19 protein-coding genes and 3 pseudogenes are annotated in these 22,737 nt (G+C 68.9%); 12 read left to right on the top strand and 10 right to left on the bottom strand.

Going from position 1 to position 22,737, the window contains the following annotated elements; translation table 11 throughout:
* Window positions 1-130: 130 nt before the first annotated feature.
* Window positions 131-1,605, bottom strand: a pseudogene (locus DWB77_RS37305) (NF041680 family putative transposase).
* 1,010 nt (window positions 1,606-2,615) lie between these two features.
* Here DWB77_RS37305 and DWB77_RS37310 point away from each other — a divergent pair.
* The 4 genes from DWB77_RS37310 to DWB77_RS37325 all read left to right on the top strand — a co-directional run bounded on the left by DWB77_RS37310 (window position 2,616) and on the right by DWB77_RS37325 (window position 7,313).
* Complete coding sequence (locus tag DWB77_RS37310; RefSeq protein ID WP_120719359.1) at window positions 2,616-3,704, top strand: hypothetical protein; 1,089 nt, start codon at window positions 2,616-2,618, stop codon at window positions 3,702-3,704.
* A 43-nt stretch (window positions 3,705-3,747) separates the two neighbouring features.
* On the top strand, window positions 3,748-4,821 hold the full coding sequence (locus tag DWB77_RS37315; protein ID WP_120719358.1) for a hypothetical protein: 1,074 nt from the start codon (window positions 3,748-3,750) through the stop codon (window positions 4,819-4,821).
* Window positions 4,822-4,972: 151 nt separating this feature from the next.
* Window positions 4,973-5,788, top strand: a complete 816-nt coding sequence (locus DWB77_RS37320) for a hypothetical protein (protein WP_120719357.1) — start codon at window positions 4,973-4,975, stop codon at window positions 5,786-5,788.
* A 382-nt stretch (window positions 5,789-6,170) separates the two neighbouring features.
* The gene (locus DWB77_RS37325) at window positions 6,171-7,313 is read left to right on the top strand and encodes a Fic family protein (protein ID WP_120719356.1); all 1,143 of its coding nucleotides are present in this window, start codon (window positions 6,171-6,173) and stop codon (window positions 7,311-7,313) included.
* 601 nt (window positions 7,314-7,914) lie between these two features.
* Here DWB77_RS37325 and DWB77_RS37330 read toward each other — a convergent pair.
* Window positions 7,915-8,652: a hypothetical protein gene (locus tag DWB77_RS37330; RefSeq protein ID WP_120727162.1), complete on the bottom strand. Its 738-nt coding sequence runs from the start codon at window positions 8,650-8,652 to the stop codon at window positions 7,915-7,917.
* A gap of 283 nt (window positions 8,653-8,935) precedes the next feature.
* Window positions 8,936-10,771: a hypothetical protein gene (locus DWB77_RS37335; RefSeq protein ID WP_342777895.1), complete on the bottom strand. Its 1,836-nt coding sequence runs from the start codon at window positions 10,769-10,771 to the stop codon at window positions 8,936-8,938.
* 1,138 nt (window positions 10,772-11,909) lie between these two features.
* Between DWB77_RS37335 and DWB77_RS37340 the strand changes: the two genes are divergently transcribed.
* Complete coding sequence (locus DWB77_RS37340; RefSeq protein ID WP_120727164.1) at window positions 11,910-12,116, top strand: hypothetical protein; 207 nt, start codon at window positions 11,910-11,912, stop codon at window positions 12,114-12,116.
* 297 nt (window positions 12,117-12,413) lie between these two features.
* Here the strand turns inward: DWB77_RS37340 and DWB77_RS37345 are convergent, their stop codons facing one another.
* Window positions 12,414-14,219 carry a zeta toxin family protein gene (locus tag DWB77_RS37345; protein WP_162952292.1) on the bottom strand — a complete coding sequence of 602 codons (1,806 nt, stop codon included), beginning with the start codon at window positions 14,217-14,219 and terminating at the stop codon, window positions 12,414-12,416.
* A gap of 296 nt (window positions 14,220-14,515) precedes the next feature.
* Between DWB77_RS37345 and DWB77_RS39175 the strand changes: the two genes are divergently transcribed.
* The 3 genes from DWB77_RS39175 to DWB77_RS37355 all read left to right on the top strand — a co-directional run bounded on the left by DWB77_RS39175 (window position 14,516) and on the right by DWB77_RS37355 (window position 15,599).
* Complete coding sequence (locus DWB77_RS39175) at window positions 14,516-14,677, top strand: hypothetical protein (protein ID WP_246033793.1); 162 nt, start codon at window positions 14,516-14,518, stop codon at window positions 14,675-14,677.
* Complete coding sequence (locus tag DWB77_RS39180) at window positions 14,674-14,931, top strand: DUF4357 domain-containing protein (RefSeq protein WP_246033964.1); 258 nt, start codon at window positions 14,674-14,676, stop codon at window positions 14,929-14,931. The genes DWB77_RS39175 and DWB77_RS39180 overlap by 4 nt, the downstream gene beginning before the upstream one ends.
* A 98-nt stretch (window positions 14,932-15,029) precedes the next feature.
* A complete protein-coding gene (locus DWB77_RS37355; RefSeq protein ID WP_120719351.1) occupies window positions 15,030-15,599 on the top strand; it encodes a Uma2 family endonuclease in 570 nt (189 codons plus the stop codon).
* 147 nt (window positions 15,600-15,746) lie between these two features.
* Here the strand turns inward: DWB77_RS37355 and DWB77_RS37360 are convergent.
* Window positions 15,747-16,516, bottom strand: a pseudogene (locus DWB77_RS37360) (GntR family transcriptional regulator).
* A gap of 171 nt (window positions 16,517-16,687) precedes the next feature.
* On the opposite strand from DWB77_RS37360, the gene DWB77_RS37365 reads away from it, so the two are divergent.
* Window positions 16,688-16,900, top strand: coding sequence for a hypothetical protein (locus DWB77_RS37365; RefSeq protein ID WP_120727166.1), 213 nt, complete (start codon window positions 16,688-16,690; stop codon window positions 16,898-16,900).
* Between the two features lie 77 nt (window positions 16,901-16,977).
* Window positions 16,978-17,376: a DUF6415 family natural product biosynthesis protein gene (locus DWB77_RS38210; protein WP_162952290.1), complete on the top strand. Its 399-nt coding sequence runs from the start codon at window positions 16,978-16,980 to the stop codon at window positions 17,374-17,376.
* Window positions 17,377-17,533: 157 nt separating this feature from the next.
* On the opposite strand, the gene DWB77_RS37370 is transcribed toward DWB77_RS38210, so the two are convergent.
* Window positions 17,534-17,731, bottom strand: a complete 198-nt coding sequence (locus tag DWB77_RS37370) for a hypothetical protein (protein WP_120719349.1) — start codon at window positions 17,729-17,731, stop codon at window positions 17,534-17,536.
* 763 nt (window positions 17,732-18,494) lie between these two features.
* On the opposite strand from DWB77_RS37370, the gene DWB77_RS38215 reads away from it, so the two are divergent.
* Both DWB77_RS38215 and DWB77_RS39185 read left to right on the top strand, forming a co-directional pair.
* Window positions 18,495-18,680 carry a hypothetical protein gene (locus tag DWB77_RS38215; protein WP_162952732.1) on the top strand — a complete coding sequence of 62 codons (186 nt, stop codon included), beginning with the start codon at window positions 18,495-18,497 and terminating at the stop codon, window positions 18,678-18,680.
* A 64-nt stretch (window positions 18,681-18,744) separates the two neighbouring features.
* A pseudogene (locus DWB77_RS39185) lies at window positions 18,745-19,149 on the top strand (hypothetical protein); the annotation flags it as partial.
* Window positions 19,150-19,549: 400 nt separating this feature from the next.
* Here DWB77_RS39185 and DWB77_RS37380 read toward each other — a convergent pair.
* From DWB77_RS37380 to DWB77_RS37390, 4 genes are all read right to left on the bottom strand, one after another.
* Window positions 19,550-19,852, bottom strand: coding sequence for a hypothetical protein (locus tag DWB77_RS37380; RefSeq protein ID WP_120727171.1), 303 nt, complete (start codon window positions 19,850-19,852; stop codon window positions 19,550-19,552).
* Window positions 19,853-20,285: 433 nt separating this feature from the next.
* Window positions 20,286-20,429 (bottom strand): S1 RNA-binding domain-containing protein, encoded by a 144-nt coding sequence (locus DWB77_RS39710; protein ID WP_428985180.1) that lies wholly within the window; start codon window positions 20,427-20,429, stop codon window positions 20,286-20,288.
* A gap of 183 nt (window positions 20,430-20,612) precedes the next feature.
* Window positions 20,613-20,840 carry a S1 RNA-binding domain-containing protein gene (locus DWB77_RS39390; RefSeq protein WP_281280080.1) on the bottom strand — a complete coding sequence of 76 codons (228 nt, stop codon included), beginning with the start codon at window positions 20,838-20,840 and terminating at the stop codon, window positions 20,613-20,615.
* Window positions 20,841-21,095: 255 nt separating this feature from the next.
* Window positions 21,096-22,202: a Scr1 family TA system antitoxin-like transcriptional regulator gene (locus tag DWB77_RS37390; protein ID WP_162952734.1), complete on the bottom strand. Its 1,107-nt coding sequence runs from the start codon at window positions 22,200-22,202 to the stop codon at window positions 21,096-21,098.
* Between the last annotated feature and the right edge of the window lie 535 nt (window positions 22,203-22,737).

The following is a 22,737-nucleotide window of genomic DNA, read 5'->3' on the forward strand; positions in this document are numbered from 1 at the left end:
GGTAAGCCGGTGCCGCGGCCACTGCTCGGCGCGGACACGCCCGGGCCGTCTACGCGGCATGGGCCTTTCTGCATAACGTCATGGGGTGATCCTGCCAGAGACGGCTGCACCGAGGCACCTGACTTGCAGCTCAGTCCGTTCGTCGCGGCTTCGTCCCCTTCTGGTGGTGTGCGGGGCGGCTGTATGCCTCGCCGGTGGCGAGGACTCGTCCGACGTCGTAGCGGGTGGCGGTCCGCCGGTTCTTCGATCCGAGTGGACGGCCGGGGCCGGGCCTGGTGGGTTTTGGTGCACTGGCTGGCGTGCCCGTCTTCGCCCGCAGGTTCCTGAACCCGCGGCGGACTCGGGCAGGGGTGAGTCTGTTCGGTTCCGCCGGCCGCTCCCAAGGCCGACGCAGATCCCGTGTAAGCGGGCGAGGCGGAGCTGAGCGTGCGCGGCCAGGACGAGCCATGTCCAGCGGTCGGCGGCCTGCGAGTCCCGCAGTTTGGGCCGGGTCCAGCCGAGAGAGTCTGCTTGAGCAGTCGGAAGGTGTGCTCCACGTCGAACCGGCGAAGGAACGCCTGCCAACAGCGGTCGATGTCGTGGGGATCGGCGCCGGTGCCCGACCACCACAGCCAGACGGGCTTGTTCACACCGCCGCTGGGCAGCTTCTCAACCGAAAGGCGGATCACGGTGCCCTCGATGATCGGCAGCGGCCCTTCGTGATCGCCCCATGCCGCCCGGCGGGTGAGCCTGGGATGCAACCGGTCCCACGCTTGCGCCGTCGCCGTCCCATACCTGTCGGTGTCCGTGAGGGTGAGGACGTCTGGATCACCCCAGGTCCCGGGCCGGCCGAAGACGAACTCACCGCCATGCTTGGGCGGGCGGCCGCCCTGCGGCGGGCAGATCCACGGCACCGGAACGGGCTTGCGCATCACCCGGTCCGAGCGGAGCCTGCCCAGGACCTCCACGGGCAGGTCGGCCAGGAGGTGGGCGATGCGGGGCCCGTCGTAACCCGCGTCCAGCACGACCAGGACCTTCGGGTCCCCGTCGCGCCACTGGCCGGCGTCCACGAGACGTTGGACAACTTCTCTGACTTGGTCGGCGGTGACCGCGGCCAAGTCGGCGCCGGGCTCCAGCCGGATCGCGTCCAGCAGCGCGGTCCACGAGGTTCGGCCGGTCTCCAGCGCGGCGACGATCGAGTACGGCCAGCCGGGCACCATCCGGTGCTTGCCCAGGCCCCGGCCGAAGGTATGGCAGAAGGAGCGGTCCGAAGAGGTGTCGGCGTCCGGACGCAACCAACGCAACCAAGGGGAGACGTCTACCGCCAGCACCAGCCGACCGTCACCGGCTCGGGGAAGCGGGACATTGGCCAGTGCCCGCCGCAGCCGGGCGACGTCGATCCGACCGTGGTTGATCCCGGAGTACAAGGCCCCGTGCCCGCGGCGATGCTCGGGAGCGAGCGCCAGGTCCACGAGGGTGCGGGCCGGACCGGCGGTGCACAACAGCGCGTCGCACAGCTCGAACAGGGGCGTCGCTCCGCGCAGTCAGGCACGCGTACAACTCCGACCGGAACTCCGCCACCACCGTGAACGCGTCTCGTTGAACCTCATGCTCGACCAGTCCCACGATCCCGGCCTCCGTGCTGCGTTGTCGCTCAGCACAGGATCGGCCCGCGGCCCCTCACACATCTCGTGAACTGGGGAAACACCGAACAAGTTCGAGTCCCGTTCGACGGCGGACCTTAAACGGCAAGCTCAGGGCGAACCAGATTTTGGTCGGCGCTGTCCGTAAAGAACGTCACTCCGTAGTCGGGGCGCCGGCCCCAGACCGCAGGTCGACCACGGCTCGGCTTCGCGTTCTGCGCGCAGCAGCATGAACGCCGCCGCGCCGACGAACCGCCCGTGGCGCCGCCGTTCCGTCGGCCACCAGACGCAGCAGAGCAGTCTCGAACGGCGTGGCGACCGGCACCACCAGAACCCCGCCCCCACGGACAGTTGGCTCAACCACACGGGAGGGATCCGGTACACGCTGCCGGCCGCGATGATCCCGGCATACGGTGCGCCCGCCGTATGTCCCGCTTCACAGTCCCCAGTGATTTCGTCGGCCTCACCCAGCCGCCGTCGGCCAGGACCACCGTGCCTGTGTGGCGATCGAGGAGGGAGGTGAGCGCCGCGACGCAGGCGTAGCGCAGTAGTCGATGCTCACGCCAACTTGGTCCGCCCGTGGACGGGGGCGACGGGCCTCGTCATCTCGGTGCCCGTTCTTTGAGGGATTCTGCGAGGCAGGGGACAGGGAATCGTTTCGGGCTGTGGCCCGTGGCCGTGGGATGCGACACCCGCGCATGTTTCTCGCCCGGCTGACGGGCGCGGAAGTCACCCGTGCAGCGGGCCCCTCCAGTGCGCACTCCCGGTGGAGGGGCCCCTCCACCGGTCCCTCCATGGCGCCCGGCGTCGAACGTCATCGGATCGTGACGCCTGGTGGGGGCATCCGGTCGGCGTTCCGGTCGGAGGCCGCGGGTGGACTCAAGGCATGGAACATGCGCACGACGCCTCACCGCTCGCTCCGGACATCACCGCCTCACCGACTACGGGTTCCGGCACCCGCCGACCTGCCGTGACGTCGGCGGGAGGCTCGCGATGAGCGGCTACGGGGCGGGGATCCGGCGCGGTGTGATGGCCGGGGACCGCTTCACGCAGATCTCCAACGCCCTCTTCCGCGACCCGCGGATCAGCTTCAAGGCCAAGGGGTTGTTCGGGCTGATCTCCACTCACCGGGACGGCTGGCGGGTCACGGTGGCCGAGCTCGCCAGGTGCGCCACTAATGGGCGGGACGCGGTCAGTAGCGGCCTCAAGGAGCTGGAGCAGCACGGCTACTTGACCCGGGACCGTGAGCGGAACGAGGACGGGACGCTCGGTGAAGCCGTCTATGCCATCACCGATATGCCCGCGCACCTGTACGACCTGCTGGGGGATGCGGCCTCCACCGTCCTGCTGCCGCGAACGCGCAGGTCGCAGCCAATGACGGAAAATTCGGCATTGGATAACCCTGTTCTGGCTGATCCGGCACCAAAGAACACCAAGAGAAAGAAGACCAACAAGCAGAACACCAACCCCGTCCATCCGTCCGTCCGTTCCGCGCCCGCGCGCGAAAACGACGACACCCCGGCCCCCACCGAGGCGCCCGAGGCGCCGGACCGGATCGAGTCCACCGCGGGCGTCCGGCTGCTGCTCGCCATCGGGATGCGGCACCCGAACCTGCTGCTGACCGGATCGGCGCTCCGAGACCAGGGGCAGATCGCCACCGCCCTTCTGGACAACGGCTGGAGCGCCGAGCAGCTCGAGCACCTCATCGCCGACCGTCCGCTGCCCCACCCGGTCCGTACGTCGGTTGCTGCGATCATCGCCGCCCGGCTCCGCGCCGCCCAGAGCACCCCGACGCCCCACTCCGCCGGGCTCACCGTCTACGAGCGGACCGGGGCGGGTGGCGCCGACCGATCCCCGGCTGAGGCCGTCGCCCGCCGGGTGCTCGTCGAATGCGCCGCCTGCGGCAACCCCGGCCCGGCACCGGCAGAAGACCTCTGCCCGGCCTGCCTCAACTGGCCGCTCTGCACCACCTGCACAGGACCCACCCCGCGTCGCGCCCGCCCGGGCAGCGACGGCCGCTGCACCCCCTGCACCCTTGCCGCCGCTTCCCCGTGGGATCCGGCAGAGCCGAGCGGCACCTGACCCTCCATCACACGCACGCGCTTCCGAGCGAACCGAGGAGATCATGACCACCGAACCCCACCACCCCCTGCCGGAGCCGGAGCTGCGCCCCTTCGCCACTGAGCCCGGGCGCTGGCACCGTGAACTCCAGCGGACCCAGGCCCGGCTCGCAGCCGGGGCCCTCGACCAAGGCCCCGGCTACCGCCGGGAGAGCCACCGCGTGGAGGAGCACACCCGGATCGACGAGCGAACCGCGTGGGGATGGCTGCGCTGGCCGGCCCCGCTGTCCGAGGACGCGCCGGTAGTGCCGCTACAGATCGCCGTGCTGTCGCCGATGCCGTCCCGTGCCGCGCGGCTGGCCAGCCGCTGGCTCACCCGGCGTCCGCCTCTGCGGATCTACTTCGACGCGCGCTGCCGGTTCTGGGTCACCAGCACCACCGTGCTCGCCGCCTTCCTCGCGCTGACCTTTGTGGGCGCGGCGATGGCCAAGGGACTACCGGCCGACGTCGGGGTGCCCCTGATGCTGCTCATCCCAGCACTCGCCGAGCATGTGCCCGGGCGCCTGGACGCGCGGGCCCGGGTGCACGCACGGATCGTCCAGGATGAAACCGGTCTGCGGGAGATGCAGCGCTTCCTGGGCTGCCATCAGATCATCCAGGCAGCCGACGACCGCGAGACACCCGAACTGGCCCGTGCCGTCGAGCTCGGCCATCACCTGCTGTGGGATATCGCCGGGGTGCTGACCCGGCCCGCCGCAGCCCCGGTCCACGAACTGCTCCTTGCCCGCGAGTACCGGTTCACTCAACTCGCCTCCCAGGCTGTTGAGACTCAAACCGCGAAGCAGGAGCGGGACCGTCGCATCACCCGCACCGGATGGGACAGGGACACAGCCATGACCGTGGGGCGGCCGGTCGAGAGCGCACTGGAACGGCAGCTCCTGCCCGATGCGTTGATCGAGGAGGCGATCCACGCACTGCACCAGGCCGCGACCGCGTACCGGGCGGCCACGGAGCATCTTCACCAGTTGGACCATTCGCATTCGGGCTGGAGCCCGCGCCCCACGGGTACTTCCGACTCGGAGTTCGGCTGCCTCACCGCATCATCTCTCCACTCGCGCGAAGGAGGGAGCGACCAGTGACCGGGCAGCGATCGACCAGTGTGCTTCCGCCCGACAGGATCGTCGACCCCGGCCTGCCCCAACGCCGGCGCACCGTGGTGCTACTGGCGCCCCACGCTCTGCTGACCCCGCTGGCGCGGAGGCCGTCCCCCGTCCCCGGCTGCGCTCGCCGTTGCGGCCCGCCCTGGCGGTGCTGCTCAAGGGCAGCGTCCCGGTCTCGGTCGGTGCGTTCCTTCTGTACGGACTGGACCGAGCCGCCGCCCCATCGGGCGGCCGTCACCGGTTCGCTCTTGAGGCCCTGGCACAGGCCTTGTCGCAGAAGGCCGTGCCGTACGTGCACGCCGGGGTGATGGTTCTCGCGGCGCTCGTCGGGGTGTTCGCCCTATTCGCTGCTCTGGAGTGTGCCAGTGACAACCGGTGGCTCAAGGCACTCGCTGACGCGCACGGCCACTACGTCCTGGTCGACGAACTCAGCGACCCCGCCTGGGACTTGCTGCGCCGTGCCCATCGTGCCCAGCACGTCATGCTGAAGTCCCGGGTGCACGGCGAGGATCTGATCGACCGCGCTGCGAATGAGTACATGTTCCCCGCGCAGCTGTGGGAGATCGCGTTGTCGCTGGCCCTGTACAGCAAACTGTGCCGCCAGGAACCTGACCATCCACAGGGCACCGCCCTGATCAGCGTATTGCGGGACCGGCGGCGCGCGCTGGGGGCCGGTCTGCGCGGGATCACGAGCCGAGTGCGGGCGCTGGAGGACTACGCGCAGCAGACCGCGGAGGCGGACGCGCGGTACGCGGAGCTCGAACAGATCCGCTACCTCAACGACCGGAGCGATCAAGTGCCTGACCTGGTGGCCCGGACCGCCGGGGACGAGCACGCCGTCGAGGAGGTCGAGGGTAAGGCTGCGTGGGCTGAGACGGTCACGGACGCCTTCGGCCAAGCGTTGCGCGAGGCCCAGGAGGCAGGGCGGGAGGCCTTTCCCCGATGAGCCGGCAGGCGCTGTCCGCCCGGCGCCACCGGGCGAGCACGGCTCCGTACCGTGGGAGTGACAGGCTGTCTCCACGGCCTTCCGCTTCCGCGTGACACTTCAGCTCCGGCCCGGGGGGCGCAGGTCTACGGCTACTGGCATGACCGCGACGTCGGCGAGCGCAAGTTCTTCGCCGACGCGGCGTCTACGGCGTCGGCGAAGCGGTCGTCGCTTGGCCGAGAGGGCGGCTCCTACGCCGTCAATCGGTCCTGCAGCAGACCGGCATGATCAGCGGCGACGTGCCGTAACCGGCAGACGGATCGCGCTGCTCTCGGGCGCACCGCAATCCGGACCACGATGGGAACGCGTGGCACAAATGATAGAAGCTAAGTATCATTGCGTCATGCTGTACTCGATGCCCCGCCTCACTCCCGCCGACGTCCAGGTCCTGGAGCAGGTCGACGCGATGCGGGACCAGCTGCGCCACGCGGTGCAGCAGGCCCCCATGAAGTGGACCCTCGACCTGCGCAAGGCGCTGACCGCGAGCGCGATCGCCGCCTCCAACACAATCGAGGGCTACCGGGTCGACGCCACCGACGTGGCCGACCTGATGGACGGCGAGCGCGAGGGGGTCGACGCGAGCGAGGAGAACAAGGCCGAGACGCTCGCCTACCAGCAGGCCATGACCTACATCCAGTCCCTCCACGACGTCGAAGACTTCCACTACAACAAGGAACTCCTCAACGCACTGCACTGGATGCTCCAGGGCCACCACCACCCGCTGAAGACCGCGGGCCAGTGGCGCAAGACCTCCATCCGCATCACCGCCCCCGGCGACGAGCTAGCCACCGACTACGAAGGCCCCGACCAGGACCTGGTGCCCCACCTGATGGGCGAGTTCGTGGACTGGCTCAACGCCGGCGACCTGGACCACCACGTGCTGATCCGGGCGGCCATGGCCCACCTGAACCTGGTGAAGATCCACCCCTGGTCGGACGGCAACGGACGGATGTCCCGCTCCCTGCAAACCCTCCTCATCGCCCGCGGTGGCGTCCTGGCCCCCGAGTTCTCCTCGATCGAGGAGTGGCTGGGCATGCCCGGCAACACCTGGGAGTACTACAAGGTGCTCCGCGAGGTCGGCGGCCCCGTCTGGTCCCCCGAACGCGACACCCTGCCGTGGATCAAGTTCAGCCTCCTCGCCTACCACCAGCAGGCCCAGCGCGTGCAGTTCCGCGTGGACCGCTCCAACGGCTGCTGGATGCAGCTCATGGACGCCCAGGGCGAACTCGGGCTGAGCGAGCGGCAGCTGACCGCCCTGCACGAGGTCGCGATGACGGGCCGGGTGCGGCGCTCGCGCTACGAGAAGGCCGAAGCCATCAACACCCAGCAGGCCACCCGTGATCTCCAGGCCCTGACAAAGGCCCAGGTGCTCACGGCGGTCGGCCAGACCAAGGGCCGCCACTACACCGCCGGCCCCCGCTTCCCCCAGGACGTCCTGACCACCGCCCGACGACCCCACACCATCATCGATCCGTACGCCACGTAGCCGGGGTCACTGCGCCTGTTGTCAGTCTTCGCCGGGGAGATCGCGCCCGGTGAGCTTCCCGTCGGGAGTGAGCGTGAAAGTAGCGGGGGCCATGCTCGTGGTGACGTGGGACCCTCGCCGCACGCCTCGAGCGTGATCGACTCGGCCTTGCCCAGGTGGACCTCCGCCTCGGCGGCGTGCGCCCGCCTGTTGACGCGGATGTGCGCCCACCAGTGGGGTACCTCCTGGGACCGCCAGATGCCCCAGGTCGCGTCGAGGAGAACGCCTGCCGCAGGGCCCTGCCGGAGGGCAAAGACAGCAATACGGCGGCCAGGATGCGGCAGATCACCATCGCGCGAGACCGGCTGCGCAGGGCGGGCACCAAGACCCTGCCGGTCGGGCGGCGGCCGGGTCGCGTCGCAGCCCCGCGCGCCACAGCAGAGGCTGTGCAACAGGCGTAGGGCTGATACTCCCTCAAGACCGCGCGCACACGGAGCCGACTAACTGTGATCACTCCGGCTTGAGCGGCAGCCACGAGATCCTTAGCTTCATTCCTGGGCTTGCAGCTTCGCCTCGTGGCTTTGTTCACGTTGCGTGCTGCTGGAGCCCCACTGCACGAGCTCTACCTGCGCTCACTCCCCGAAGAGGGGAGGTTCGCGGCTGTGTACTCATCCGCGACGCCGAATCTGCTGGCACACCGCGGGCATTCAGCCATTCCGAAAAGGTAGGTGAGACCGTTCGCGAGCCAGCTCTGGTCATCACGGACTGCCGTGTCGTACATCCAGCGTCCGGTGCCTACGAAGTCTTCCGGCGGCACGGGCTGCAGATCGCGTCGCTCAATGTCTCCGGCATGCCAGTCCCGGATTGCTGAGTACCGCCCATGGTCGCCGATGGCGACCGTCACTTCCACGTCGCAGTGAGGGCAGCGCAGGTCGTAGAAGTCGTCCGAGAGGTCTCCAAGTACGGCACTCCAGTGGTACTGCCCATTGGCTGCCAGCAGGTCACGGAAGGCATGCAGATAGCCGACCGGCCGCAATGTCAGGCGTTGGTCCAGAAGTGCCTGAAGTCGGGGCACCACGCCGGTGCAGCACCTCAGCAGGTCGTCAGCGCCATGGTTTTGGAGGGCTCCCCGCATGATTGATCCGGCCAGGCTGAGCGCCTCAGGGCTTTTTGCACCGATCGCCACCAGGCGTGGAAGTGCGGCGAAGCTCGCCGGAACCACGGTCTCACCTTCGAGACATAGCGCATCCCCAAGGTCGTCCCATGCTTCAGCACTGCTTTCGGTCTCCACCTGGTCCAGGAGTGCGGGCACGCGGCCGGCGGTTCCTAGGGGGTCGAGCACTTGTGTCCAGTCGATCACATGGGTATTCAATCGCCGTGGCACTAATCATGGTCAAGCTGGTCTGGGACCCGTGCTCGTCAGGAGGCGAGCAGGACTCGCCTCCTCCTCCCAGATCTTCCAGGCGTCGCTGCATCCCTCGTTCCAGCGGTCGTCGCGGTAGGTCTTGTTACTCGTCGAGGACGCAGGTCCCGTTCTGCCACTGGCCAGTGAACAGCTCCTCCGGCGACGTAGCGTCGGCGAAGCGCTGGGACCGTTCGCCAGGTCATGCCAAGCTGACGCTGAATCGACCCTCGGTGGTGGTCTATCGGGCGGCCCGCAGACGATCGGCACGCGCAGTGACCAGGGCACGCCAGCGGTCGCGCGTGACCTGCTGGCCGTCGAGCCAGCGTGCGCCCGAGCCGGGCTCGGCAAGCGGCAGGTCAGCCATGAAGCGGGCGATGTCGGAGTAGTACGCGCGGTCGCCGCCCTGGGTCAGGTCGTGGAGCCGGGAGAGGGCGGCGGTCACGCCATCGCGATCGTCGTGTACGGCGTGGTGGAAGGCGAGGGCCAGTTCGAGGGCGGGGAGCTGCGCGGAGTTGAGGCCGGCGACGCTGATCTCGGTGCGCAGCCGTTGTGCACGGTCCTCAATATCACCGCTGATTCCGGCGTCCTGGATGAGGGCGGCGATGCGGGTGGTGATGGTGGTGGCGCGCAGGTCGACGCCGGCCAAGAGCTGCTCAGCGAGCTCCAGTTCGACGGCGGCACGGTCGGGGTCGGTGAAGGCGGTGGCGAAGGCGAGCTGTGCTTGTGCGGTGGCCCGTTCGCCGGCCACTGCGTGCTGTTCGGCCTGAGCGCGGTCTTGCTCGTACGCGGCAATCGCGCCCGTCATGTCGCCCTGAACCCAGCGGACGTCGCCTTCGACGCGGTGCTGACGGCCCTCCCAGCCCAGGCTCTGCGCGGTCTGGAGGGCGGCGGGGAAGTCCCCGTCGAGGCGGGCGAGGTGGGCGAGGCCACGTCGTGCGGCGGGCGCGAGCCGCCCTCCGCCGTCGGCGACGCGCTGCATCCCGAGACGCGATTCGGTGGCGTGGCCGAGGTCGCGATGGGCTTTGGCCAGGTAGTACACGGCCAGTTCGGTCAGGTCGGCGGGCAGCAGATCGGCAGCGACGACTGCGGTCAGGCGGGTGACGGTGCGCTCGCGGTGCTCGTGCTGGCGGCGGGCGAGGGCGCTGAGTGTCTCCACCAGGGCCTCGGCGGCCGTAGCCAGCGGCACCGGACCACCGGCCGGGTCGGGGGCGGCGGGGAGGGCGATCGGCTCCCAGATCTCGTCGGCCACATACGCCCAGGTAGCGTCCGCGAGCCAGTCCAGGTCGAGACGGAAGTCGCGGGCGATTGCGAGGCCTTGGCGCAGGGCACCGGTCAGCAGAAGGCGATCGCGTCCACTGTGGGCGGCCCACTGCCCGCCCAGGGCGGCGAAGGCGCGGCGGGCGGCGTGGTCCCAGTCGCGCGGCGACCATCGGTCATCGGCCTGGTCGTCGGCGGACCGGATGGTGGAGCGGATCAGTGCGTGGAGGCTGAAGGGCCACCGGGACAAGGCGTTTTCCCGGACGAACGGCCGCTCCGTCAGGCGCAACGCGGGTGCCTCGTGCGTCAGGCCCGCGGCCTGGGCCGCGAGCGTGAGATCGAAAGAGTCGAACAGGCTCACCGACCGCAGGACATGCCGTTCGTCGGGAGTGAGGTCTTGCAGGGTGCGGGCGACCAACGCTGGGAAGTCGGCGGCGAAGTCGTCCGGCTGCGGGGTCCGGCCGGAGCGGCGGATCTCCAGGAAGCGCATCGCGGACAGGTCCAGGTGCAGGGGCAGGCCGTGCGAGCGCTCCGCGATCACGGCGCGGATCGCCGGCTCGATCAGCGGCCGGCCGTCGCGGGTCAGGCGCCGGGCGAGGTAGTCGTCGGCGTCCTCACGGCTGAAGTCACCGATCAGGACCTGCCCGCGCGGCGCCGGTGCCGCAGATCCGGCGGCCGCGGTACGCGGGGACGGCACGGGGCCGGCGGCGAGTCCGGGCCAGGCGGCCGGCCCCGTCCAGTCGAGCTGGCCCTCCAGACCGACATCACCCCACTGGAGGCGGGCGCGTCCAGTGATGACGAAGAAGGTCTGCGGCATGAGCCAGACGACCCTCTGCAAAAGGCGCTCCAGGTCGCGTGGGTACGGTCGCCGATCTCCTCCCATGTGTCGAACAACACGACCGGGACGACCCGCTGCTTGGCGGGAAGCTGGGAGATGTCCCAGGACAGCAGGTGCGGGTAGAAGGAAAGCGCGTCGAGGGTGGGCTCGGCCTCCAAGAGGTCGGCCAAGCGCGTACATCCGGCGAGCGCGCGGACGGCCTGGCGCCGCTCGCGCAGCGCGGTGACCAGCGCTCCGGTGACCTTCCCGACGGCGGAGCCGACAATGCCGGGCAGCAGCAGCGCCTGGGCGACTTCGCCGAGCACACCCTCCATCTGCTGGGGCAGCACCTTCCCGAATTGTGCGAGGAGGCCGCTGCGGCGCAGGTACTCCTCCAGCGGCTCACCGGGGTGGGCGTTCTCCCAATAGCGGCGCAGCGTCAAGTCGAAGGCGGGCATCGGGCGGCCGGTCGCGGCGAGGGCGAGGCGGAGCAGCAACACGACCCGCTCGAAGTCGATCCCCTCGGAGCGGGCCAGGTCGATCCGGACGGGCAGAATCCGCACCTGCTCCGGCCAGGGAGGCGCGCCCCACTGGGCGGGCCGGCGCGAGGTGTCGGCGAGTGCTGCCTCGACGGTCCGGGACAACGCCGTCTTGCCGACGCCTCCGACACCGTGGAGCGCCACCACATTGCGGCGGGCCGCCTCCAGGTCCTCCACGTCGAAGCCGGGCAACGAAATCGTGTGCAGATGCTCAGCGAGCGCCTCGGCGATGATCTGCCACTGGGCCTGCCGGTTGGTGAACGCTTCCTCCGCGCGCAGAGCGCGGTCGTTCGTGCTGAACAGCGTGCGCAGATCCATGCCCCGCTCGACCACGACACCCCCATAGAAGATCAACTGCCTCCACTGTAGGCAGCGTTGGAGCTGTGCGCCGCGCCATCGCGGAACCGTGTGACCGCCACCGCCGTGCTTTGGCCAACAACTGGCGGACAATGGTCCTTCCCTTCCCGAAACAGCAAGGTGGCAGCCGTGCACGAACCCGAGTCCACGCCCGGTCGGATTCCTCCCGGGAAGGAGCCTCGGGAGCGTTTGAGCCGGACGACTCCCGATACGAGGGGGACGCGTTCGAGGAGGCCCGGGCGGTGCTGCGCCGCTTCATCCGCAGGTGCATGCAGCAGATCCTTGAGGAGCGGCGTGCCGCGCGGCCTGATGCGGCACGGACCGAGGAGCTGACGGCCGCAGTGAAGACAGCCAAGGCGGACGAGAAGGCGCTGCTCGCTGATCCGGGCCAGGCGTCCCGGATCACCGCCCTCTACGCGGTGCGGTTCAGCGAACTGGAGGCCGAGTAGGTGGAGCCGGGGCTGGAGACCGTCCTGCTTCGTCCGGCCCTCATCGATCAGCTTGCGCCGCCGTCAGGCCGCGCGGCCGGCGTGATGACGCGATGGGGCGGGCCGCCGAAAGCGCCGGGCCAGCCGAGGACTTGGACTGCACGATGCCCGCAGGCTTCTAGGTGCCGGCCACCGCGCTCCTGCCGGAAGCGCGAAGGCGCAGGGGCGCCCGGCAGGTCACGTGCTGGCCCTCTCACATGCGTCGCCATGCGGGGAATGCTCGTGCTAGCCGGGTATGCCACGGCTCGGCGTGTCTCCTCACAACCGCTCCGGCAGCGGCACGGGCAGGTAAAGCGCCTGACCTGGGCGGGGAAGGCAGGGTGGGCGAAATACGGCGGGCATCAGCGGGTGCGCGAGTGCGAGGGTGTGGTGGAGGTCGTCGCGATGCTGCGGGAGCGCGGCACGCAGGGCGCGGTGGGTAGTGAGGAAGCAGTGCGCCTCCTTAAGGGTGTAGGGCTGCACCCGCGCCCGGGTCAGCGCCGCTGCCGCGCGGACCGGCCTGGTCAGTGCTCCGCTGGTGGTCCGCTCGTTGCGGTGGACCGCGTTGCCGTCCGGCCCGAGGACGAGCACGGAGGTAAGGGCGGGGTGAGTCTCGGCGGTCCGCGCGAGCTGGGCGACCGTGTGGCGGACCCGGTCGTGGCGAGTCCGCGAGATGTAGCGGCTCGGGACCCCTTGCCGTTGCAGCAGGGCGTGGAGGCGGGCGGTGGCCTGGCGGCTGTCGGCTGCACGCGTGCTGAGCAGGACCATATCGACCCGGAAGCCGGCCGAGACGTACAGCGCGGCCTCACCGAGCATTTCCTGAACGCTGCCCGGGTGGCTCTCCACGATCACGTGAGCGCGCAGGTTGCGGAGAGCCGTGGTGATCCTCGCCATCCACGCCTCGACATCGGAGCGGATCTCTGCTCCGTCGGTGAACGGGTGCTCGGAACACAGTTGCTCGGAGTCCGGGTGGAACGCCTCGAAATCCTGGTACGCCAGCCGGACTGGGGCCCGGCCGGGCATCGCACGCTGCACGAGGTTGGCGGTCCGGCTCACCTCTGCGCCGGGCTCGCCGACCACGATTACCGCTACCGGTGCTTCCTGGGAGGTGACGCTGTCCAGGTATGACGGTGCGATCAGCTCGTCGTAGAGCCACTGGTGTTCGGACCGCGACAACTGGTGGTAGTGGACCCCTGGGGCGTCAGCGCGGACCTGGGCGATCCTGCGGACCGGTTCGGCCAGCGCGCGGGCCCGCTCGATCGGCCCGGCCACCACCAGGCGCTGATCCCGTGTCACCTGCGGCTGGTGGACCTGCTCCTGGGCCTCGTACAGCTCCGTGCTGAACGCGGCTGTCTGCCGTGCCGACCACGGGCGCCCGCGTTCGGTCCGCACGGCCCGCACGGCGGCGCCGTTGCCTCCCGTCCACGCTCCGCTGACCACCTCGCTGCGGTACACGAAGTCGATGCCGGGCCCCACCACGGTGACCTGGTCGGCGAGCTGCTCGGCCTCGATAACCGCGAGCGTCTCCAGCAGGCCACGGGCGCATAGGTCGTGGTTCTCCCACGACACATGGCGGTGTTCCCTCAGATAGCGGCTGACTGCTCGCAGTTGGGTCAGGGCCTCGGCCGCTATGACGACCACGAGCTCGATCCGGTATCCGGATGCCCGGTAGGCGAGCGCGTCGGCACGGAACTGACCGGGATCGGCCGCGGCGCTCTCCACCACGGCGTCGAACCCATGGCGCCGTACGTACTCCTCGACTTCAGCCTGCCACCGGCGGGTGTCGGGCCGCACCCGGACCCCCGCGGTCCGGTCGTTCTCCGCGACCAGCGCGCTGTAGTGGGGGTGACGGTGCTTGTAGAGGTCGGAGCCGATCCGTACCGCGCCGCCACGCTGGCCCAGTCCGGCGTGGATCACGTCCGCGACGGCCGTCTTGCTGCTGCCCGGAGGCCCGGCGACAACGATCAGGACCGGCTGCTCCTGGCGGACCGCGCCGCGCGTCCAGTCCGGCAGGATCAGGTTGTTCAGGATGGCTCGGTGCTCGCCCTCGCCGAGCAGCACCGGCGCGACGTCGCTGTCTCTCACCAAGTCCCCCAACCACTCGAAACATCTTCCAACGTAAGCACCTGAGGAGAACTTACATCACGTCCGCGGTATTCCCGCGCGGTCGACTCGCTCGGCCCCATGGGCCATGCAATGCCCGTGCTAAATAGGGGAGATGGGGGCTGGTCGCCGCAATGGACCCGTAAACCGGCGCCGCCTGCACTGCTCTACCGCTGCATGCTGAAGTAGATGTAAGCTCTTGCTGCCTGGTGTCAGAAGCGAACAGCAGGAGGAGGGGGCCGGCCGACGGCTCCGCGTCGAACCCGGGAGGTCCGCACATGCCCACACTCAGCATCCACTTCGATCCCGCCGTGTTCGCTCACCTCGCCAAGGCCGGCGGAGACGACACCGTCCACGTCACGCTCTCCCTGGGCGGAGGGAGCAAAACAGCTCTCCTGTGGCGCCCGTGGTTCCCCACGGACCGCTCGCCGAGCTCATGAAGGCGGGGCTGCTCGCAGAGGGCACCATCCTCGCGTTCCATCAGCGACGGGCAGGCCGCCAGGGGCGAGCCGTGGTTACCAGTGATGGCCAACTCATCGTGGATGGCCAGGCCGCCGTCTTCCCCTCCCCGTCCAAGGCCGCCGAGGCCATCACCGGCAACGTCATCAACGGCTGGACCCTGTGGCAGTTGCCGGACGGCCGTACCTTGGACGACCTGCGGCGCGACCTGGCCCAGGGCCGCCACGGCGGCTGAACCGGACACCGTCACCCGGCCGACTGCGGAATCGCCCACGACACCAGCCGCCTGGCAGGCCACACTGGTCAGTGCTACGCGATGAGGAGGTGGAAGGAATGAGCGTTGCCAGCTTCACGCACCACAACGGGCCCTGGACCGTCCCCGACGTCCTGTCTCTGCCCGAAGACCGGACCGTTCGCTACGAACTGCTCGGGGAGTCACTCGTGATGTCTCCCGCCCCTGGGCTGCGCCATCAGCGCGCCAGCTTCCGCCTCCATGTCGCCCTCGACGCCGCAGCACGGGCCGCTGGGACCCCGGTCGAGGTACTCGAAGCCATCAACGTCACGTTGCCCTCCGGTCTGGTCGTGCCGGACATCGTCGTCGCCGACGCGGGCGCGACCGCAGAGGACCAGGCCAGTATCGATGCCGACGCGGTCCAGCTGGTCATCGAGCTGGTCTCGCCCGGCAACAAGACCATGGACCGCAAACTCAAGCCCCTGCTGTATGCCGAAGCCGCGATCCCCCACTACTGGCGTCTGGAATTCGACCCGGCCCCCCGCCTGATCATCAGCGAACTGGACAGCGGCCGGTACACGGAAACCGCTATCGCGCTCCCCGGGACCGCCACCCGGATCGAGACCCCGTTCCCCTTCGAGATCGACCCCGCCGGGCTCGCCCGGCAATAGCACGAACGGCTGCAAGGCACACAGGCGGGCACTTCCCCCGATCCGTGGGCTCGGACCGCCAGTCGAACGCCCTGGTTGCGACACCTCTCGGCAGGAGCCGCTGACACGGGTGACGGTCACATCGCGCAGGCCACCCGCCGAGCGGAACTACTCGGTACGAGGCAGGACGCCGTACTCGTAGGCGACTTCCCACCGGACGTCGGGAACCACGATGTCGGCGGTTTCCACAGGGCGGCCATCAGAGTCGTAGAAGGTGCGCTCAATGACCAGGACGAGGTCGCCGAGGCTGATGCCGAGCAGGTTGGCCTGCGCCTGAGTGGCGCGGGCAGGCCGGGGGACCTCAACCGCTTCATCGACGTCGATCCCGATGGACCGCATCCGCTCGACCACTCCCTTGCCGGCCATCGGCCCCATCTCCGGCAGCAGCACCGGAGTATCGCCGGTGATCGCCATGGGTTCCCAGCTGACGGAGGTCTGCACGGCTGGCCGTCAGCGAGGAACTCGTACGCGGTGCGCACACAGAGGTCCCCTGGGGCGATGCCGAGCCGCTGCGCGATGCCGTCCGGGGCTGGCGTACGGGCCTGTGAGTGGGCATCCCAACTTCCGCTGACGCCCAACTCGTCCATGGCGGCCTTGAACGGGCTGGTCCCACGCTGCTCCCGGTGACGGGAGCGGACCAGGCGCCGCCGCTCTCGGGGCGCCCGCACGTAAGTGCCAGAACCCGACCGGCCTTCAAGCAGCCCTTCGACGATCAGGCGCTCCTGCGCCTTCTGAAGGACGTTGGGGCCGACCTGGTAGTGGGCGGCGAGCTGGGCGCGGGAGGGCAGCTTATCGCCGACGGTCCATTCCCCACCTGTGAGCCTGCGGCGTAGATCGTCGGCGACCTTCAGATAGGGCGGCGGCTCGTCGGGGACCATCCGGGATCTCCGTAGTGCTCGGACGACAGTGGTGGGACGGCTGCTGGCCTCCGATTGACAAGTTAATGCATTAGGAACAAACTAATGCATCAGCACTACGTTAGGTAATTGATGGTGTGCCGGGGGACTGTGGAGTCGTCGGGGGCAGCTGCGGCCACAGCGGTCGCTTCGATGCTGAAAGCCGAACTCGGCACGACCCCCCGCACCGACGAGACCCCCGGCCTGATCCGTATAGAGGCCGACGTGCCCGACGACCTGAGCGAGACAGCCCACACCAGACTCCTCGCCGCCCTCACCAGCGCAGATGTCCGCTTCGGACACGACCTGACCGGAGGCAACAAGAAGTCGGTCTTCTGGGTAGAACTCGATCGGAGGGAGCCGTGACCCTCTCGAGCTCTCCCGCACACAGCCCGCAGCTCGGCTGGCCTGCGGATGGCATCGCGCCCGGGACACCGAGGCCGTTGGACGCCGACGACATCACCGAGACGATCGACAGCATCCTCGACCGCTGCTCGACCGTGCCTTCGCCAGAAACGAGTGCTCGCCGGCAGAAACGTCTGCGCGAGTACCTGCGCCCCCTGGCCTCCACCATGGCCGAACGTATCTCCGTCGAACTCCGCGAGGGCAACCCATCCGCTGAACTACTCGCACTCGCCCTTCTGTTCATCCAGGACAAGGCCACGGCCAGCCTGCCCAGCGACCCGGAACTCGCTCACGACGCTGTACGCGACCTCGCACGCCACTGCCGCGCACTCCTGCGCCTGACTACCGAGGACCCGACAGTCCAGCGGCAGGAGCAACCCGCGGAAAGAGCGCGACTGATACCAGCGAACCGAACGCTCCCGCGAGGGTTGTCATGAGCAGCCAGACAGACCGCACAGTTCCGCTCCGCGCGGAGAGAACCCACGATGGTCCGTCGGCGCCTCTGATCATTACGTCCACGCACGCCTTTGCCGGGCAAAACCCCCCGGAGTCCTCGACGGCATCTGCCCTGCGGGGCTCGAGGACCTCGGCACGCTAGAACGAAAGATCCTGGAACTCCTCGTCATCGGCAGCACGGACAGGGCCATCGCAGAAGCACTCGCCGTCAGTCCTGACCAAGTGTCGTGGTGCGTCCGGAAACTGATCAAACGTGTCGGCCATCGGACCACCCGCGCCGGCCTGGTCGCCCTCGCGCTGCGCCATCGCCTGGTAGACCACCCACGTCCCCAGCATCCCGGCCACCTCCCGGACGAGAGCATGGCTCTGCTGTGGTCCCTGGCCTGCGGCCAGACCTTCAAGGCCTTCGCGGAGGGGATCGGTACATGGGAGGCAGAGAGAATCCGAACCAACCTACGCATGCGACTCTGCGGCTTGCCCAATCCCGAACGATCGGCGACGGCACCGCTGACCCCCGGCCATGCCGTGTATATGGGGTGGCCCACCCTGGCAGAAGAAGCCGGATGGGGATCAGCCTGACGGTCGTCTGCGGCGCGTACTGACCCGGCACCGAGGCTTTACCCACTGTGGCTGTCTGGCCATCTAATCCTGGGTCAGGTTTGGTACCGCCGCGACGGTTCGGGTCGCGTACGGCAGGTCATCGTCGCGGACGGCCGACTGGGAGAATGACAGCATCGGACTGTCCATCGGCGACGACCCGCTGGACGCCCTGATGCCGATCTGGAGGGATGACTTGGACCGCCGAGGCTTCCTGTCCGGCGCCGCGTACTCGGTCGACGGCGAACTGGCCGCGCTGAACAAGATCGAGTAGGAACTCGGCACCACGATCAAAGGCGTCGACAACCCGGAAGCTCTCCGCTGACCCGACCGGGACCGTAGCCCGGCTGCGAACAGGTGAGGCGCTCAGTACGGAGCACTCGCCGGGTTCTATGCGCCGGTGGCGAGCCCGTGCGCCCTGCTTTCCGACGCCCTGTCGGTATCTACTCGACCCCATGACGCTCACCGCTCAGGGACACCGCTGCCCTGCCGGATCAACCCGGTGCGGGCGCGCAGCGCCATCCGCAGTCTGTACCGCGGCCCCGTCCTCACGGCGGCCGACCTCAGCGCGCCGCTCCTCGCACTTCCCGACGATCACCCCGTCACCACCGATCTTCCCGGCGCGTCCCCTGCCGGTGAGATCCCGGAGACCGTCGCGCGCTGGGCCGCCCTCGCATCGTCGGCGTGAAGGTGTTCGCCTACGGCCACGACCGCGATGCCACGCCACGGGCGCCCTCGCGCCCGGGAACCGCATGGTCCGGGCGATCGGGTTCGTGAAGGCGACCGCTCCCGGCCTCGCCGTCACCACGAAGGTTTGTGGCTGCTCGTGGACCGACCACGGCGAATGCGTGCTGCGCACCGCCGACGGGGACTTCGACCTGCCTGCGACGTACGGGCTGATGGCCGCGATGGCGGTGCAGCACGCGGACGCCGGGGCGGACGCCGTCTCGCCGACCGCCATGCTCGACGGCTCCATCCGTGCGGTCCGCACCGCGTTGGACGAAGCCGGGCACCGCGACGTCGCCGTGAACCCGAACGTGGCCGTACACACCAGCCTGTACGACCCGTTCAAAGCTCTTATGGCGACCGATCCGCGGGCCGGTCACCGGCGCGGTCTCCAGCTCGAACCCGGCCGTGCGGACCGTGACGTCCTGGTGCAGGCCGCCCGCTGGATCGGCGAGGGCGCCGACTCCCTCACGCTCCAGCCCGTGATGACGGCCTCGATCCTGCGACCCTCGGCACAGCCGTCGCAGTCTCTCTGCTCCGGCAAGGCGCCCGCGAGATCATCGACGGCATCGCCCACTGACGACACCGCAAGCTGGCCCGGGGACCTCTGGGACAATGGCAGACGTGCGGGCCCTCCCGGCCCAGCACGGCAGCGTACGAACGGGCTCACGGCGTACGCACCGCTCAGGGCTGCGTCACACCTGCCGAGTCGTGGTAGCCGGCAGGTCAGCGCCAGGCGAGGTGCTGGTAGTGCACGAGGCGCGAGCGGGCCGCCTCCTGGGTCATGCCGAGGTCCGCGGCGCCCGGGCCAGGGTTTCGGCCTGGTCGCGGTCAAGAATCGGCGGCTTCCGGGCCGGTCGCGGCGATGATCGCCTCCATCTCGTCGCAGGCCTTCAGCACCGTCGCGAGCGCGTCGTCGTCCTCCATCATGAGCCGGTTCAACCGCTCGTGAACCTGCTTCAGCAGCCCGGTTAGGTCATCGGGCAGCTGAACGGCCCGCTCGGCAACCTCATCCAGGTGGGCCGCCCAGTCTGTGTACGGTCCTGAAGTGTCGTACGCGTCGGGGTCGCCGTTCTCGCGGACTTCCTCCCAGTTGATGGGGTAGGTCGTCGTCCGCGCCAGCCGCACGCGCACCGGCCTCGCATCGAGGCCGCTACCGGCCGGCGGAACTTCCCGTCGTAGTGGCGCCAGAAGGCCGATTCGTGGAAATTGCTGCCGCTGCCCAGGTCGAAAAGCGCTGGCTTCGGCTCGCTGCCATCAGCCAGCAGCACCCCCACCATGCCCTCATGCGACACAAACCCGTCCCTGCACCATCCGCTCCGCTCCCCGTACAACACAGTCCCCTTCCACCGGAGCCGACTGCCCAGCCATGGCGGCCAAGCTTCCGGAACCCACGATGCGCCCCGCCCGGCTGCCCGCAGCCAGATCGCCACACAGCACACCGCCAGTTCCAGTGCGCGCGGCTCCGCACGCTCCCGCTGGCACCGACCTGCTAGTGCTGTGACCGCATGGTTCGCCGTGTAGGAGCTCGTTCGTCACTGCGCGGTGCGCTCTCCGGTGAGGGGAGTCAGCGGTCAAGGGTGGCCTGGCGGCGGGAGAGGACGAGCCTGCGTTGTTCCCGATCGACTTCGGTGACGATGACCGTGGTCTTGTCGCCGAGTCGGACGACATCTTCCGGTGCGTCCGCGGGCGTCCGGGCGAGCTCTCGCAAGTGGACTAGCCCTCGATGCCGTCGGCGACCTGCACGAAGGCGCCGAACGGCACCAGCTTGGTGACCCGTCCGTGCAGTTTCTGGCCCACCGCGGTGCGGTCGGCGAACGCCTGGAAGGGGTCGGGTTGCGTCGCCCGCAGGGACAGTCTGGCCTCTGCGTTCCACGTGTCGAACTGGAGAAACTCACAGGTGATGCGCTGCCGACCTGACGACGTCTGAGGCTGCTTCGATGCGCCGCCATGACAGTTCGGGGCTCGTGATGAACCCGACGCCGCCGGGGAAGACCGGGTGGTCGGGGCCTTCGTCCAGGGCGACGAACACGCCGAAGGGTTCGATCGCTGCGACAGTGCCGGAAAGGAGCTCGCCGCTGTGCAGTGATTCCAGGAACACCTGAAGTTCTGGTTTCTTCAAACGGCCCGCTCATGCTGTCCAGCCTTTCACGAGGGGGCCGTGCGCCGTATGTCCGAGTGGTTCTGCGGTGGTCACGCCGCGGTGTTGAGGGGCGCCCACCCAGCGGATGCCCTTCTCGCTGCGGATGCCGAGGAGCTGACCTGCGTCAGGATGCGCCGGTAGGCTGACGGCGCCTTCGGGTACGTATGTACGACACTGGCCCGCTTCCCCGCACTCGACGTGGGGGAAGCGGGCCAGTCCTCTAGGTGGCGCGGCTCAGATCCGACCGTGGGCGACGTCGCCGATGAAGCCCGCGAACACCTGCGGGTCGAGCAGCAGCGCTGGGCCGGCGGGGTTCTTCGAGTCGCGGACGGCGACGCCCGCGTACGAGGTGTCGATAAGGTCGGCTACCTCCACGCACTGGCCCGAGTTGTCACCGCTGTACGACGACTTCCGCCAGTGGGCGCCTACCAGCTCCGGCGCGTGTAGATCTTCTTGTTGCTCACTTGTGGAGTCCTTCAGGTACTCGCTGATGAGATCCCGTGTCTTGTCCACGGGAAGTGCTGTGTTCGCCAACTTGTCGAATAGCGTTGCGTGGTAGTCGACTGTCTCTGCGTCCTCGGTGTGCGTGCCGCCCATCGAGTTGTCCAGGCTTGCGACCGGCGACCAGGGTGGCGGAACGACATGACGGTGATCGGCCGTTGGAGCCGACGCCGGCCTTGCCGTCAGGGGAACGATCTGCACCTTCGTGCTCGGTCTCTCCGCGATGTCGAGCAGCTTGCGTAGCTGATCACGCATGACCGCAGGGTTTTCGAAGCGTGCGTGCAGAGCTGATTCGGGCAGGATCGCGTGGACGTTGACCGGCGTGTCAGTGCGGCTGAGCAGTTCTTGACGTGCCAGGCGAATCGAAACTAGCTGTTCGGCGGTTTGCTCCTTGACTGGTGAGAGCGGGTCGCGGCCAATGATCTCGCGTACGTAGCCTGCGGATTGCAACAGACCAGGAATCACAACCGGGTGGTGTGTACAGATCGTCTCTGCTTCAGCTTCCAGCTCCACGAAGTCGAGGTAGGGCTGGCTCACGCGGCCGACGTATGGCGCCCACCATCCACCGCCAGGTGGCTCCTCCGCGACCTTCGCCACCTCCTCGATCGCCGAGTTGTCCTCGATGCCGTAGAAGCCGCAGATCTTGCGCACGTCCGTGGCCGAGATCTTGTACAACCCTCGCTCCACCCTGCTCAGGCGCGGACTGCTCCAGCCCATGAGCTTCGCTGCCTCACCTGATGGCATCTCCGCACGCCAGCGCCTCAGTTGGGCGCCGACCCGGCGGCGCTTGATGGTCGGCAGCGCCGTTTTTCCCGTCATGGGCGCGGACTTCTGAGTCATGGGCGCAGTCTGGCACGTCGTCGACTGGTCTGACGATGCCGTCCGGCCGAATGTTTTTTGCGGGTCTCGACGTTCATATTGCATCACTCCCCGCAATGGGTCCATGCTGAACGAGCAACAGGCCCTGGCCGTACCAGTTGGTGGGATTTTTCTATGTTCACCCTGCCTCGCCTGTGGCTGCTCAAGGCCGGGCTTACCCCTCGCCGGCTGTCTGGGCGCCGCTCCTGACACCCCCTCCACGCGGTCAGGGGCGGTGCTCGCCAGACCACTAGACGTCCCACTGACGGAGACACCCCCATGTCACCGAGCACGGCACGACGAGCACGATCCGACTGGATGGACCGCGACCACGAGTCGCACGCCGAGATCACCGGGATACGCGGCCAGCAGCCGACGGCTGGTGAGCTGCTGTTCCGGAAGCGTCAGCGTATGAACGACATGGCCCTTGCGGGCCGGGCCTGCCGCCGCGCGCGTCGCCGGGTACGTCCAGGTCACGTTCGGCGAGGCCCCGGCCGACGTCGAGCAGATGCTCCGC

This window comes from Streptomyces hundungensis (genome assembly GCF_003627815.1).
Taxonomy (GTDB): domain Bacteria; phylum Actinomycetota; class Actinomycetes; order Streptomycetales; family Streptomycetaceae; genus Streptomyces; species Streptomyces hundungensis_A.